Source organism: Streptacidiphilus melanogenes (assembly GCF_000787835.1).
Classification (GTDB): domain Bacteria; phylum Actinomycetota; class Actinomycetes; order Streptomycetales; family Streptomycetaceae; genus Streptacidiphilus; species Streptacidiphilus melanogenes.
This window is the reverse complement of the sequence record NZ_BBPP01000003.1, coordinates 281,890-293,944: the sequence shown is the minus strand read 5'-3', so window position 1 is coordinate 293,944 and position 12,055 is coordinate 281,890. Positions and strand designations below refer to the sequence as shown.

12 protein-coding genes are annotated in these 12,055 nt (G+C 74.0%); 9 read left to right on the top strand and 3 right to left on the bottom strand.

What is annotated here, in order from left to right; genetic code table 11:
* Window positions 1-173 precede the first annotated feature (173 nt).
* The gene (locus TR49_RS05185) at window positions 174-899 is read left to right on the top strand and encodes an SDR family NAD(P)-dependent oxidoreductase (RefSeq protein ID WP_042377560.1); all 726 of its coding nucleotides are present in this window, start codon (window positions 174-176) and stop codon (window positions 897-899) included.
* A 4-nt stretch (window positions 900-903) separates the two neighbouring features.
* On the opposite strand, the gene TR49_RS05180 is transcribed toward TR49_RS05185, so the two are convergent.
* The 3 genes from TR49_RS05180 to TR49_RS05170 all read right to left on the bottom strand — a co-directional run bounded on the left by TR49_RS05180 (window position 904) and on the right by TR49_RS05170 (window position 3,408).
* Entirely contained in the window at window positions 904-1,356 is a 453-nt protein-coding gene (locus TR49_RS05180) for a hypothetical protein (RefSeq protein ID WP_042377558.1), read from the bottom strand.
* A 280-nt stretch (window positions 1,357-1,636) separates the two neighbouring features.
* Window positions 1,637-2,332, bottom strand: coding sequence for an SRPBCC family protein (locus tag TR49_RS05175; protein WP_042377556.1), 696 nt, complete (start codon window positions 2,330-2,332; stop codon window positions 1,637-1,639).
* Between the two features lie 71 nt (window positions 2,333-2,403).
* The gene (locus TR49_RS05170; RefSeq protein WP_042377555.1) at window positions 2,404-3,408 is read right to left on the bottom strand and encodes a LysR family transcriptional regulator; all 1,005 of its coding nucleotides are present in this window, start codon (window positions 3,406-3,408) and stop codon (window positions 2,404-2,406) included.
* Window positions 3,409-3,591: 183 nt separating this feature from the next.
* Between TR49_RS05170 and TR49_RS05165 the strand changes: the two genes are divergently transcribed.
* The 8 genes from TR49_RS05165 to TR49_RS43555 form a co-directional block, all read left to right on the top strand.
* Window positions 3,592-4,494 (top strand): FAD binding domain-containing protein, encoded by a 903-nt coding sequence (locus TR49_RS05165; protein ID WP_042377553.1) that lies wholly within the window; start codon window positions 3,592-3,594, stop codon window positions 4,492-4,494.
* A 2-nt stretch (window positions 4,495-4,496) separates the two neighbouring features.
* Complete coding sequence (locus TR49_RS05160) at window positions 4,497-5,000, top strand: (2Fe-2S)-binding protein (RefSeq protein WP_042377551.1); 504 nt, start codon at window positions 4,497-4,499, stop codon at window positions 4,998-5,000.
* Complete coding sequence (locus tag TR49_RS05155; RefSeq protein ID WP_042377550.1) at window positions 4,997-7,387, top strand: aerobic carbon-monoxide dehydrogenase large subunit; 2,391 nt, start codon at window positions 4,997-4,999, stop codon at window positions 7,385-7,387. Before TR49_RS05160 ends, TR49_RS05155 begins: the two co-directional genes overlap by 4 nt.
* Window positions 7,384-8,388: an XdhC family protein gene (locus TR49_RS05150; RefSeq protein WP_236653225.1), complete on the top strand. Its 1,005-nt coding sequence runs from the start codon at window positions 7,384-7,386 to the stop codon at window positions 8,386-8,388. Before TR49_RS05155 ends, TR49_RS05150 begins: the two co-directional genes overlap by 4 nt.
* The gene (locus TR49_RS05145; RefSeq protein WP_084724572.1) at window positions 8,385-9,320 is read left to right on the top strand and encodes an AAA family ATPase; all 936 of its coding nucleotides are present in this window, start codon (window positions 8,385-8,387) and stop codon (window positions 9,318-9,320) included. Before TR49_RS05150 ends, TR49_RS05145 begins: the two co-directional genes overlap by 4 nt.
* Window positions 9,313-10,602: a vWA domain-containing protein gene (locus TR49_RS05140; RefSeq protein WP_052434025.1), complete on the top strand. Its 1,290-nt coding sequence runs from the start codon at window positions 9,313-9,315 to the stop codon at window positions 10,600-10,602. The genes TR49_RS05145 and TR49_RS05140 overlap by 8 nt, the downstream gene beginning before the upstream one ends.
* On the top strand, window positions 10,599-11,573 hold the full coding sequence (locus TR49_RS05135; protein WP_152627075.1) for a hypothetical protein: 975 nt from the start codon (window positions 10,599-10,601) through the stop codon (window positions 11,571-11,573). Before TR49_RS05140 ends, TR49_RS05135 begins: the two co-directional genes overlap by 4 nt.
* Window positions 11,570-12,055 (top strand): DUF5134 domain-containing protein (locus TR49_RS43555; RefSeq protein WP_160311537.1); only part of this gene is annotated, 486 nt, incomplete at its 3' end. The genes TR49_RS05135 and TR49_RS43555, both read left to right, overlap by 4 nt.

Genomic DNA, 12,055 nt, shown 5'->3' with positions numbered 1-12,055 from the left:
GATGCGTCCAGCGTGACGGGCCCCCCTCGACGCCTCCCTCGGCATCGTTGGCGCATCGCTTGCGCCGGCGCGGCCGACGGGTCGGCGCGGGGGTGCGCAGCCGGCGCGGGGCCTACGCTTCGACTGGGCGGCGCTCCTGGCGGGGCCGCGCACGAACGAGAAGTGGAGCGAGCATGAGTCGGGTCCTGGTGACCGGTTCCACGGAGGGGCTGGGCCGTGCTGCGGCGGAGGCGCTGCTGGCTGCGGGTCACGACGTGGTGGTGCACGCCCGCAGTCAGGAGCGCGCGGCGAGCCTGGACGCTCTGGTCGGACGCGGGGCAGGCATCGTCGTGGGCGACTTCGCCGACCGGGAGGCCGTGCGACGCTGCGCCGCGGAGCTCGGCGACGGGCGGCCGTTCGACGCGGTGATCCACAACGCCGGCGTGTGGAGCGGACGGGCGGTCATGCCCGTCAACATCGTCGCGCCCTACCTGCTGACCGCCCTGCTTCCCGGGCCGCGCCGGCTGGTGTACCTGAGCAGCGGCTCGCATTTCGGCGGGCGTCCCTCGGTCGCCGGGGTCGACTGGCGGGGCCGGAGCACGGGCTCGTACGCGGACAGCAAGCTGTTCGTCACGGCCCTGGCGGCCGCGGTGGCGCGCCTGCGCCCCGGGGTGCTGAGCAATGCCGTCGATCCCGGCTGGGTGCCGACCCGGATGGGCGGGCCGAACGCCCCGGACGACCTCGAACTCGGCCACCGGACGCAGGAGTGGCTGGCCGTCAGCGACGAGCCCGAGGCACGGACCTCCGGCGGGTACTGGTACCACCGGCAGCGGCAGGAGCCGCACCACGCCGTCCATGACGAGGCGTTCCAGGAACGCCTCGTCCGGGCGTTGGCCGAGGAGACGGACACCGAGCTGTGACGGCTCAGGCGGGCGGCGCGATCAGGTGGACGGCGAGGTCCGCCGGGAGGCCGGTCGGACGTGCGCCGGTGTAGTGCACGTCCAGCTCCGTGTAGCGGGTGCTTCCGGGGTGTCCGGCCCACGGTTCGGGCTTGGTGAGCGTCACGGTCGCCGGGAACTGGTGGAAGGCTCCTGCGGCGCAGTTCGGCGTGCAGTCGTTGGCGTTGTCGGTGCCCGTCGCAGTGGCGGTGGCGCTGCCCCAGTCGGTCCAGTGCAGACCGGAGAGGTAGTTGTTGCCGTCGCCGCAGGCGACCAGGAACGTGCCGGGCTGGGTCTGCGCCTGGCCCGCGCAGTCGAGGACGACGGCGGTCGTGGCCGGGGCCTGGTGGGGCTGTGCCGCGAGCGCGGGGGCCGCGACGGCGGTGACAGCGGCTGCGGCGCTGAACAGCGCCAGTCCGACGATCTTGGTGGAGAGCATGGTCCGTACTCCTCTGAGTGCGCGTACGGCGGGCTTTTCGTGTGGCGCACCGCCTTGAATGCGGTGCCGCGCCATGCGCGCGCTGGGACCCTCTGGTGGCCGACTTCCGGGGTCGGTCGTGCCCGTTCGAATAAGGTATGGGGCTTATGTGGCGTACGCCACGTCCCTCCCGTTTGTCCCACATGGCAAGACATGATGCGCCGGGGAGCAAGGGGTCGATCGCACACGGTGAGACCCGCAGACGACGCCGCGCCGGGCTGCCGTCCCAAGAAAGCCCAGGTCAGTGCCTGTTTTTCCGGCAGTTTCGGCGCCGCCTCAGCCACAGAAGCAAGCCGAGGAGGCAGAGCCCGCCGAGGGCGACCGGGGCGAAGCGCTTCAGCACCGGCCCCCGGGCGAGACCGAGCAGGTCGATCGCCTCGGACCCGCCCGTCGCCTCCGGCCCGGCCGCAGGTGCGCGCTCCGCGGTCCCGGGCTCGACCACCGGCCCGCTCTCGGCCGGCTGCTCCTCGGCCGGAGGCGAGGGCGCCTCCTGCGGCTGCGCCAGCCTGCTCTCGAGGCAGTCGACGAACTGCGCGATCAGTTTCCTGCTGATGTCCTCCATCACCGACTTGCCGAACTGCGCGGCCTTCCCGGTGACGCTGAGCCGGGTGTTCACGGTGACACCGGTGCCGTCGCCGTCGGGGCGCAGCTTCACGGTGACGTGGGCGTCGGCGTTCCCCTGGCCGTGGGTGTCGCGTCCGGACGCCTTGATCCGCACGGTGCGGTCCTCGGCGTTCACCTCCTCGAACGAGGCGACGCCCTTGTACTGCACGGTCACCGGTCCCACCCTCACCTTGACCGTGCCGTGGAAGACGTCCCCGTCGGTCTCCGTGAGCTGCGCGCCGGGCATGCACGGGACGAGCCGTTCGACGTCGGTGAACAGGTCCCAGGCAGGTTCGACGGGCAGGCTCACGCGGAACTCGTTGCTGAACTCCATGGCGGAAGGCGCCTCCTGTCCTCACGGTGTGTGTCCTCACGGTGTGCTGATGTCTGCGGCCACTCCCGGGCTCAGCTCCACAACGTCACGTGGACGGTCGGCCGGTAGTGGCCCACGGGGACGCCGGTGGCCCGGGTGAGCAGGCTCTCCAGCGCGGCCGGGGTGGTGACGAAGCGACAGAGCGCGGAGGCCGCCTGGGAGCGGCGGTCCCCGCCGAGCGCGGCGGCGTAGTGCAGGCCGTCGACCGGCGTTCCCGGGACGTCGACGACGGTGAGGGCTCCGTGTCGCAACTGGTCGCGGACCAGGTGCACGGGGGCGATCGACACGCCGTCCCCCGCGGCGACGGCGTTCCAGGCGGCGGTGGCGCTGGGGAAGATCGACGCGCACGCCTCGCCGACGCCGTGCCGGGCCAGGAACGCCCCGGCCGGGGTGCCAGGGTCGAGGCCGCCCGGCCCGAGCAGCCAGTGCTCCCTGGGCAACCCGCTGTCGAGCAGGCGCGGCCGCCCGCCGCCCGCCCGGGACGTGCCCGGCCCGGGCGGACGCTCCCCCCGATGGGCCGGGCAGGCGATGACGACGAGCTGGAAACGGAGGAAGGGGACGCGCTCGACGGCCTCGTCGGTCGGCAGGGCCTCGCTCGCGGCGCCGATCACGACGTCCGCGCCACGGTCGCGCAGGACCTGGTCGAGCAGGGCGGCGGGCATGGCGATGGTGGTGGTGTCCACGTCGGGCTGGCGCCGGACGAAGGCCTCCAGCAGCGGCGGCACGATCTGCTCGGCGCTGGACTCGGTGGTCGCCACCCGCAGGTAGGAGCTGCCGGTCCCGGCTTCGCGGACGCGTCGGCGGGTGTCCTCGGCCAGCCCCACGATCTCGGCCGCTCCGGCGGCGAGACGTCGGCCGCCGGGCGTCAGCGCGATCCCGCCCGCGGCGCGGACGAAGAGCGGGTCGCCGAGCTCGCGCCGCAGCGCGGCGACAGCGCCCGAGACGGCGGGCTCGCTGACGCGCAGGGACACCGCAGCGGCCTTGACCGAGCCCAGTCGGGCCACCGCGACGAACGCGCGCAGTTGGGTGAGAGTCACGCCGCCTCCCGCAGCACCGCCACCGCCTCCGGGGCGCCGCTTCTTCCAGTCTGCGCCGAGCCTCTTAAGCATTCACTTCAGTCACCGTTGACCGGCGGGTTCACCGGGGTCACAGTGCGACCAAGCGGCAGCAACGCCAGGCACCGATCGGCCCGGTCACGGGCCGAGGACGAGGAGGCGGCCGTGCAGGTTCCCGCGGCATTCGAGTACCGGCGCGCGTCGAGCGTCGAGGACGCGCTCGCCCTGTTGGAGACGCTCGGCGAGGAGGCACGGGTCGTCGCGGGCGGCCACAGCCTGTTGCCGATGATGAAGCTCAGGCTGGCCCGGCCGGAGTACCTGATCGACATCAACGACCTGAGCGACCTGGACTACCTGCGGGTCGAGGGCGGGGAGCTGCGCGTGGGCGCGCTGACGCGCCACCGCAGCCTGCTGGAGTCGGAGCTGGTCGGCAGCCACTTCCCGATCTTCCACGACGCCGAGCGGGTCATCGCCGACCCGCCGGTCCGCAACCGCGGCACCATCGGCGGCTCGCTGTGCCAGGCCGATCCGTCCGAGGACCTCTCGGCGGTGTGCGCCGCCCTGCGGGCCACGCTGGTGGTCCGGGGCCGGGGTGGGACGCGCGCCATCCCCATGGCCGCGTTCTACCGCGGCCCCTACGAGACCGCGGTCGGCCCCGCCGAGATGCTGGTGGAGATCCGGCTGCCCCTGGTGCCGCATTCCGGCAGCGCCTACGAGAAGGTCGAACGCAAGGCCGGGGACTGGGCGGTGGCCGCGGCGGGCGCCGCCCTGTCGCTGCACGGCGGCCGGATCGGGCAGGCCGGGATCGCGCTGGCGGCGCTGGGGGCCGCGACGGTCAACTCGGTCCGCGCGGAGCAGGCGCTGCTCGGGCAGGAACCCACCGAGCAGGCCTTCGCCGCAGCCGGGCGGGCCGCCGCACAGGACTGCGACCCGGTCACCGACGGGCGGGGCAGCGCCGAATACAAACGCCACCTGGCCGACGAACTCACCAGGCGGGCGCTGCGCCGGGCGGCGGACCGCGCCGCCGTGGCCGCGCTCGCAGCGGGAGCGGCCGGAGAGGACGGCTGACCATGCAGGTGACCATCAACGTCAACGGCGAGGACCACAGCGCCGACGTGGAGGCGCGACACCTGCTGGTGCGCTTCCTGCGCGACGACCTCGGCCTGACCGGCACCCACTGGGGCTGCGACACCAGCAACTGCGGCACCTGCGTGGTGCTGATGGACGGAGAGCCCGTCAAGAGCTGCACCGTCCTGGCCGCCATGGCCGCGGGCCACAAGGTGCGGACCGTGGAGGGCCTGGAGGGGCCCGACGGTCTGGACCCGGTCCAGCAGGGTTTCGTCGAGAAGCACGGGCTGCAGTGCGGCTTCTGCACCCCCGGCATGATGATGACCGCGCGGGCGCTGCTCGACCGCAACCCCGACCCGTCCGAGGACGAGATCCGCGAGGCCATCTCCGGGCAGCTGTGCCGGTGCACCGGCTACCTGAACATCGTCCGCGCGGTCCAGTGGGCCGCCCAGCATCCGGCAGCACCCGCCGAGGCGCCTGCCCAGAACGCGGGGAGGGCGGCATGACCACCGTCGAGGAGAGCGCGCCCGCACCCGAGCCGGCGTCCGCGCCCGAGGAGCGCCCGATCGGCTACGGCCGGCTCAAGCGCAAGGAGGACCCGCGGTTCGTGCGGGGCAAGGGCCACTACGTCGACGACATCCAGCTGCCCGGCATGCTGCACGGCGCGGTGCTGCGAAGTCCGCTGGCGCACGCCAGGATCGTGTCGATCGACACCTCGGCGGCCGAGTCGCACCCCAAGGTCAAGGCCGTCATCACCGGCGCGGCGCTGGAGGGTCTGGGACTGGCCTGGATGCCGACGCTGTCGATGGACACCCAGGCCGTGCTGGCCACCGACAAGGTGCGCTTCCAGGGCCAGGAGGTCGCGTTCGTCGTCGCCGAGGACCACTACGCGGCGCGGGACGCCGTCGAGCTGATCGACGTCGAGTACGAGCCGCTGGACCCGGTGATCGACGCCCGGCACGCCCTGGACCCCGGTGCGCCGGTGATCCGGGACGACCAGGAGGGGCGCACCGACAACCACATCTTCGACTGGGAGGCCGGGGACAGGGAGGCCACCGACGCGGTCTTCGCCCGCGCGGACGTCGTCGTCGCCCAGGACATGCTCTACCCCCGGGTGCACCCCGCGCCGCTGGAGACCTGCGGCTGCGTCGCCGACATGGACCCGGTCGAGGGCAAACTGACGCTGTGGGAGACCACGCAGGCGCCGCACGCCCACCGCACCCTGTACGCGATGGTCGCGGGTCTGCCGGAGCACAAGATCCGGGTGGTCTCCCCCGACATCGGGGGCGGCTTCGGCAACAAGGTCGGCATCTACCCGGGCTACGTCTGCGCGGTCGTGGGCTCGATCCTGACGGGCAAGCCCGTCAAGTGGGTGGAGGACCGCTCCGAGAACCTCATGAGCACCTCCTTCGCCCGCGACTACCACATGCACGGCGAGATCGCGGCCAGCCGCGACGGCCGCATCCTGGCCGTGCGGGTCAACGTGCTCGCCGACCACGGCGCCTTCAACGGCACCGCGCAGCCGACCAAGTACCCGGCCGGCTTCTTCCACATCTTCACCGGCTCCTACGACATCGAGGCCGCGCACTGCAAGGTCACCGGCGTCTACACCAACAAGGCGCCCGGCGGCGTCGCGTACGCCTGCTCGTTCCGCGTCACCGAGGCGGTGTACCTGGTCGAGCGGATGGTGGACTGCCTGGCGGACGAGCTGGGCGAGGACCCGGCCGAGCTGCGGATGAAGAACCTGCTGCGGCCCGAGCAGTTCCCGTACCACAACAAGACGGGCTGGGAGTACGACTCGGGGGACTACCCGGCCACCCTGCGCAAGGCCCTGGATGTCGCCGGGTACGCGGAGCTGCGCCGCGAGCAGGCGGAGCGGCGAGCGCGCGGCGAGCTGATGGGCGTCGGCGTCTCGTTCTTCACCGAGACCGTGGGCGCCGGACCGCGCGCCCATATGGACATCCTGGGGCTCGGCATGGCCGACGGCTGCGAGCTGCGCATCCACCCCACCGGCAAGGCGGTGCTGCGGATCAGCGTGCAGAGCCAGGGCCAGGGCCACGAGACGACGTTCGCGCAGATCGTCGCCGAGGAGCTGGGCATCCCGCCGGAGGACATCGAGGTCGTGCACGGCGACACCGACCAGACCCCGTTCGGGCTCGGCACCTACGGCAGCCGCTCGACGCCGGTGTCCGGGGCCGCGGCGGCGGTCGTGGCGCGCAAGGTCCGCGACAAGTCCCGGATCATCGCCGGGGCGATGCTGGAGATCTCCCCCGAGGACCTGGAGTGGGAGAAGGGCCGGTGGTTCGTCAAGGGCGACCCGGGCAACGCGAAGACGATCCCGGAGATCGCACTCGCCGCGCACGGCGCCCTGGAACTGCCCGAGGGCGTGGAGGGGCATCTGGAGGCCACCACGGTCTACAACCCGCCCAACCTCACCTACCCCTACGGCGCCTACATCTGCGTCGTCGACGTGGACCCGGGCACGGGAGTCGTGAAGGTCCGCCGGTTCGTCGCGGTGGACGACTGCGGCACCCGGATCAACCCGACCATCATCGAGGGCCAGGTGCACGGCGGCCTCGCCGACGGCGTCGGCATGGCCCTGATGGAGATCATCGCCTTCGACGAGGACGGCAACTGCCTCTCCGGGTCCTTCATGGACTACCTGCTGCCCACCGCCCTGGAGGTGCCCGCCTGGGAGCTGGACCACACCGTCACCCCCTCCCCGCACCACCCCATCGGCGCGAAGGGCATCGGCGAGTCCGCCACCGTCGGCTCGCCGCCTGCGGTCGTCAACGCGGTCATGGACGCCATCGGCGTGCGCCACGCCGACATGCCGCTCACCCCGGGCCGCGTCTGGCAGGCCATGCACGGCGGAGTGGGAGCGCCGCAGTGAGACCCGGAGCGGCCCTGGACGCGCGGATGGCGGATCTGATCGCCCATCACGTGCCGTTCGTGAAGGCGACCGTGGTGCGCACCCGGCGGCCGGCCAGCGCACGGCCCGGGGACACCGCCCTGGTGCTGGGCGACGGCCGGATCGAGGGCTTCGTCGGCGGTGTGTGCACCGAGGCGACGGTGCGCCTCCAGGCGCTGCGGTTGCTCACCAGCGGCGAGTCGCTGCTGCTGCGGATCTCCCCGGACGCCCCCGAGGCGCCGCCTCCGCCGACGCCGACCCCGGTGGGCGCGGACTCCGAGGAAGTCCGCGGTTCCGACGACGGCGCTCTGGTGGTGACCAACCCCTGCCTGTCCGGCGGCGAGTTGGAGATCTTCCTGGAACCGCTGCGCCCCGCGCCCACCGTCCTCGTCCTCGGCCGGACGCCCATCGCGCAGGCGCTGCTGGCGCTCGGTCCGGGGCTGGACTACGACCTGCGCGGTCTCACGCCCGAGGAGGTCGCGCCCGAGCGGCTGGAGGACGTCGAGGCGGTCGTGGTCGCCTCCCACGGCCGCGACGAGGAGCAGCTGCTGACGCTCGCGGCCCGCGCCGAGGTGCCCTACGTCGCGCTGGTCGCCAGCCACAGGCGCGGCGCCGCGGTGCTCGCCGGGCTGGACCTGACCGACGGGCAGCGGTCGCGCATCCACACACCGGCCGGCCTGTGGCTGGGCGCGCGAACGCCGGGCGAGATCGCCATCTCGATCCTCGCCGAACTGGTCGCGTCGCGGCACGCGGTGCCCGTGACGTCGGGCGAGAGCGCCGACGCCACTGATGACAGCGCAGGGACGGGCGACACCGGGCGGCCGGGCCCGCGGACCGCGGTCGACCCGGTCTGCGGGATGACCGTGGCCGTCCTCGCGGACACCCCCGCCTCGGACGCGGCGGGCGCGACGCGCTGGTTCTGCTCCACCGGGTGCCGTGACCGCTTCGCCGCCGACCCGGCCGGGTACCCGGGCTCGCCATGACCGACGACGTCCGGTCGGCCCCGGGCCTGGACGCCCGGGTGGCCGTCGCCCGCGCCGCACCGGACGTGGAGACCCTGCGGGCCTCGCTCGACTCCGTCGGCTACCTCACCGACACGGGGCTGTGCACGGCCCTCTACCTGGCCCTGCGGCTGCCCCAGCCGCTGCTGCTGGAAGGCGAGCCCGGCGTCGGCAAGACCGAGGCCGCCAAGGCTCTCGCGGCCGCTCTGGACACCCCGCTGATCCGCCTTCAGTGCTACGACGGGCTGGACGTCGCCGAGGCGCTGTACGAGTGGAACTACCCCCGGCAACTGCTCAACATCCGCCTCGCCGAGAGCCGGGGGACGCCCCTGGCCGAGGCCGACCTGTTCTCCGACGCCTTCCTGCTGCGCCGCCCGATCCTCGCCGCCCTCACCCATCCCGGCCCGGTGCCGGCCGTCCTGCTGATCGACGAGATCGACCGGGCCGACGACGACTTCGAGGCCTTCCTGCTGGAGGTGCTCGCCGAGGCCGCCGTCACCATCCCCGAACGCGGCACCGTCCGGGCGACCGTCACCCCGGTCATCGTGCTGACCTCGAACCGCACCCGCGACCTGCACGACGCCCTCAAGCGCCGGTGCATCTACCACTGGATCGACTACCCCGACGTGGAGCGGGTGGCCGAGATCCTGCGCCGCCGCGTCCCGGACAGCCCGCTCACGCTCGCGTCCGGCGTCGCGACGGCGGTGCGCCGGCTGCGCCTGCCCGAGCTCCAGAAGGCGCCCGGCATCGCCGAAGGCATCGACTGGATCCGCGCCCTGACCCTGCTGGGCGTGGAACAGGTCGACGCAGCCGCCGCGGACCGCACGCTGGGACTCCTCGTGAAGTACCGCGAGGACCAGGACCTCGTGCGGGCCCGGGGCCTGGACTGGCTGGTCGGCACCGGCGATGACTGAGTCCCACGTCGCCCCACCGGCCTTCGACCGGGCGGAGTTCGCCGCCCGGCTCGGAGCGGAGCTGCGCCGGGCGGGCCTGCCGGCCGACCCGGAGCGTGCCGCCCGGTTCCAGGAGGCGTCGCGTCTGCTTCCCCCCGTCGACCGCACGGCGCTGTACTGGAGCGCACGACTGGCGTTCGTCACCGGCCGCGAGCAGATCGAGCCGTTCGACCGGGTCTTCGCGCGGCTCTTCGGCGGGCCCGGAGACGCCGCCGCGCGCGTCGGCGACGTCCTGCTGCCCGGGCAGGAGCCGGGACCGCCCGCCTCGGCCGACCGCGCCCCCACGGCTCCCCCACCCGGCCTGGCCACCTCCGCCTTGCCGCACGGCGTGCCGCGCGCGGACCGGTCCGAGGAGCGTGCCGCGGCCCGTGAGCGCACGGAAACCGGGGCGGCGCTCCGGCTGCTCGGGAGTCGCGAGGAGCTCCTCGCCCACAGGGACCTCGGCACGTTCGGCGCGGACGACGTCGCCGATCTGGACCGGCTCCTGGACTCCCTCGCGTTCCGGCTGCCGCTGCGGCGCACCCGGCGCCGGCAGCGCGACCCGCACGGGCGCAGCGTGGATCTGCGGCGCAGTCTGCGCCGCAGCCTCGGCACGGGCGGGGAGACGCTCACCCTGGCCCGCTCGCACGGGCGGATGCGGCGGCGTCCGCTGGTCCTGTTGTGCGACATCTCCGGCTCCATGGAGCCGTACACCCGCGCCTATCTGCTGTTCTTCGCGAAGCTCGGCTCCACCGCCCGGGCCGGGGGCCGGATCGCCGTCGAGTCGTTCGTCTTCGCCACCCGGCTCACCCGGCTGACACCCGTCCTGCGGCACACCACCCCAGACGCGGCGCTGCGGGCCGCCGGCCGAACCGCCTCGGACTGGTCCGGCGGCACGCTGATCGCCCGTTGCCTGGCCGCGTTCATCGACGGGTTCGGTCCCCGCGGCATGGCCAGAGGCGCGGTCGTGGTGATCTTCTCCGACGGCTGGGAGGCGGCGGACCCGGCGGGCGTCGGGCAGCAGATGGCTCGGCTGCGCCGCCTGGCGCACCGCATCGTCTGGGTCAACCCCCGTAAGGCGGCCCCGGGCTACGCCCCGCTCACCGGCGGCATGGCTGCCGCGCTGCCGTACTGCGACGCCTTCGTGAGCGGGCACACGATCGCTGCGCTGGGGGAGGTCATGGCGGCGATCGCCGATCCGGGGAGCCCTTGGCCGCAGGGACGCGCAGCCTCGGTCCCGCAGGGGGCGGGGCGACGGCCATGACCGGCCCGGTGCGGATCCCGGACGCCGCCGCCCGCCCGAGGACCGGTCGGCGGCCCGCCGACGCGCGCCGCGCGCTCCAGCTCGCGCTCGCGACGCTGTGGCTGCTGGACGGGCTGCTGCAGCTCCAGCCCTTCATGTTCAGCCGGGCGTTCGCGACGCAGGTCCTGGCGCCCGCCGCACACGGCAATCCGGGGCCGGTCGCGGTGCCGGTCCTGTGGGCGGCGGCGCTGGTCGGCCACCATCCGGCCGCGCTGAACGCGGCGTTCGCGGTCGGCCAACTGCTGCTGGGCCTGGGCATCGCGTGGCGGCCCACCGTCCGGGTGGCGCTGGCGGCGTCGGTGGCGTGGTCGCTGACCGTGTGGTGGCTCGGCGAGGGGCTCGGCAGCGTGCTGACCGGCCGGGCCGGCGTGCTGTCCGGCGCGCCGGGGGCGGTGGTCCTGTACGCGCTGCTCGCGGTGCTGGTGTGGCCCACGGACCGGGACGGTCCCTTCCAGGCGGCGCGGGCGGTGGGCGTCACGGCCGCGCGGGTGCTGTGGCTGCTGCTCTGGGGCGGCTTGGCGTTCCTCACCCTGCAGCCCGCCGACACCGCGCCGCAGTACCTGCACGACGTCATCGCGGACAGGGCTCCGGACCGGCCGGGCTGGCTCGGCTCGGTCATGGACCACGCCGCCGCGCTGACGGCCCACCGGGGCCTGGCCGCCTCCCTCGTGCTGGCGGCGCTGCTGGTCGCGGTCGCCGTCGCGGTGCTGCTCCCGGCGAGCGCGCATCGCGTCCTGATCGTCGTGGCCGTGGTGGTCGCCGCCCTGGTCTGGGTCGTCGGCGAGGGCCTGGGCGGCATGATCGGCGGCCAAGCCACCGATCCCGACTCGGGTCCGCTGCTGGCCCTGATCGCCCTGGCGTACTGGCCCGGCGCCTCGGCCGCTCCAGCGCCGGTTCGGGTGCCCGTAGGCCGAGGGAGGGCGGCGTCGTGACCATCCCCTTCTGGCTCGCGGACGGCTTCGCCGCCGTCATGCTGGTCACCGCGGCCTACTGCGTGGGACGGCTGCTGCTCGCCCGTCGGCTGGGCCGGAGTGTGGAGCACGAGATCGACGTCGTGCACGTGCTCACGGGCGTGGCCATGGCCGGCATGCTGGTCCCCGGCCTGGACCCGCTGGGCGGAGCCGTCTGGACGGGTGTCTTCGCCGCGACGGCGCTGTGGTTCACCGCGCGCACGGTCCTGGTGTGGCACCGCTCGGAGCCGGGCGGGCGCGCGGCGTCGCTCCGGCGCCATCTGCCGCACCTGGTCCTGTCCGGCGCGATGCTCTACATGTACGTCGCGGCTCCCGGCGGCGCCGCAGGCTCGGGAGGCGCCGGGACGGGGATGGGCACGGCCTCGGCCTCCGCCGCGCGGTATCCCACCGCGGCCCTGCTGCTGGCGCTGTTCCTGTGCGGCTACGCGGTCACCGTCCTGGAC

Coding starts and splice junctions, on each gene's coding strand:
- TR49_RS05180 (WP_042377558.1), bottom strand. CDS start 1,356: ATGCTCTCCACCAAGATCGTCGGACTGGCGCTGTTCAGCGCCGCAGCC.
- TR49_RS05155 (WP_042377550.1), top strand. CDS start 4,997: ATGACCACCGTCGAGGAGAGCGCGCCCGCACCCGAGCCGGCGTCCGCG.
- TR49_RS05140 (WP_052434025.1), top strand. CDS start 9,313: ATGACTGAGTCCCACGTCGCCCCACCGGCCTTCGACCGGGCGGAGTTC.
- TR49_RS05135 (WP_152627075.1), top strand. CDS start 10,599: ATGACCGGCCCGGTGCGGATCCCGGACGCCGCCGCCCGCCCGAGGACC.
- TR49_RS05160 (WP_042377551.1), top strand. CDS start 4,497: ATGCAGGTGACCATCAACGTCAACGGCGAGGACCACAGCGCCGACGTG.
- TR49_RS05145 (WP_084724572.1), top strand. CDS start 8,385: ATGACCGACGACGTCCGGTCGGCCCCGGGCCTGGACGCCCGGGTGGCC.
- TR49_RS05175 (WP_042377556.1), bottom strand. CDS start 2,332: ATGGAGTTCAGCAACGAGTTCCGCGTGAGCCTGCCCGTCGAACCTGCC.
- TR49_RS05185 (WP_042377560.1), top strand. CDS start 174: ATGAGTCGGGTCCTGGTGACCGGTTCCACGGAGGGGCTGGGCCGTGCT.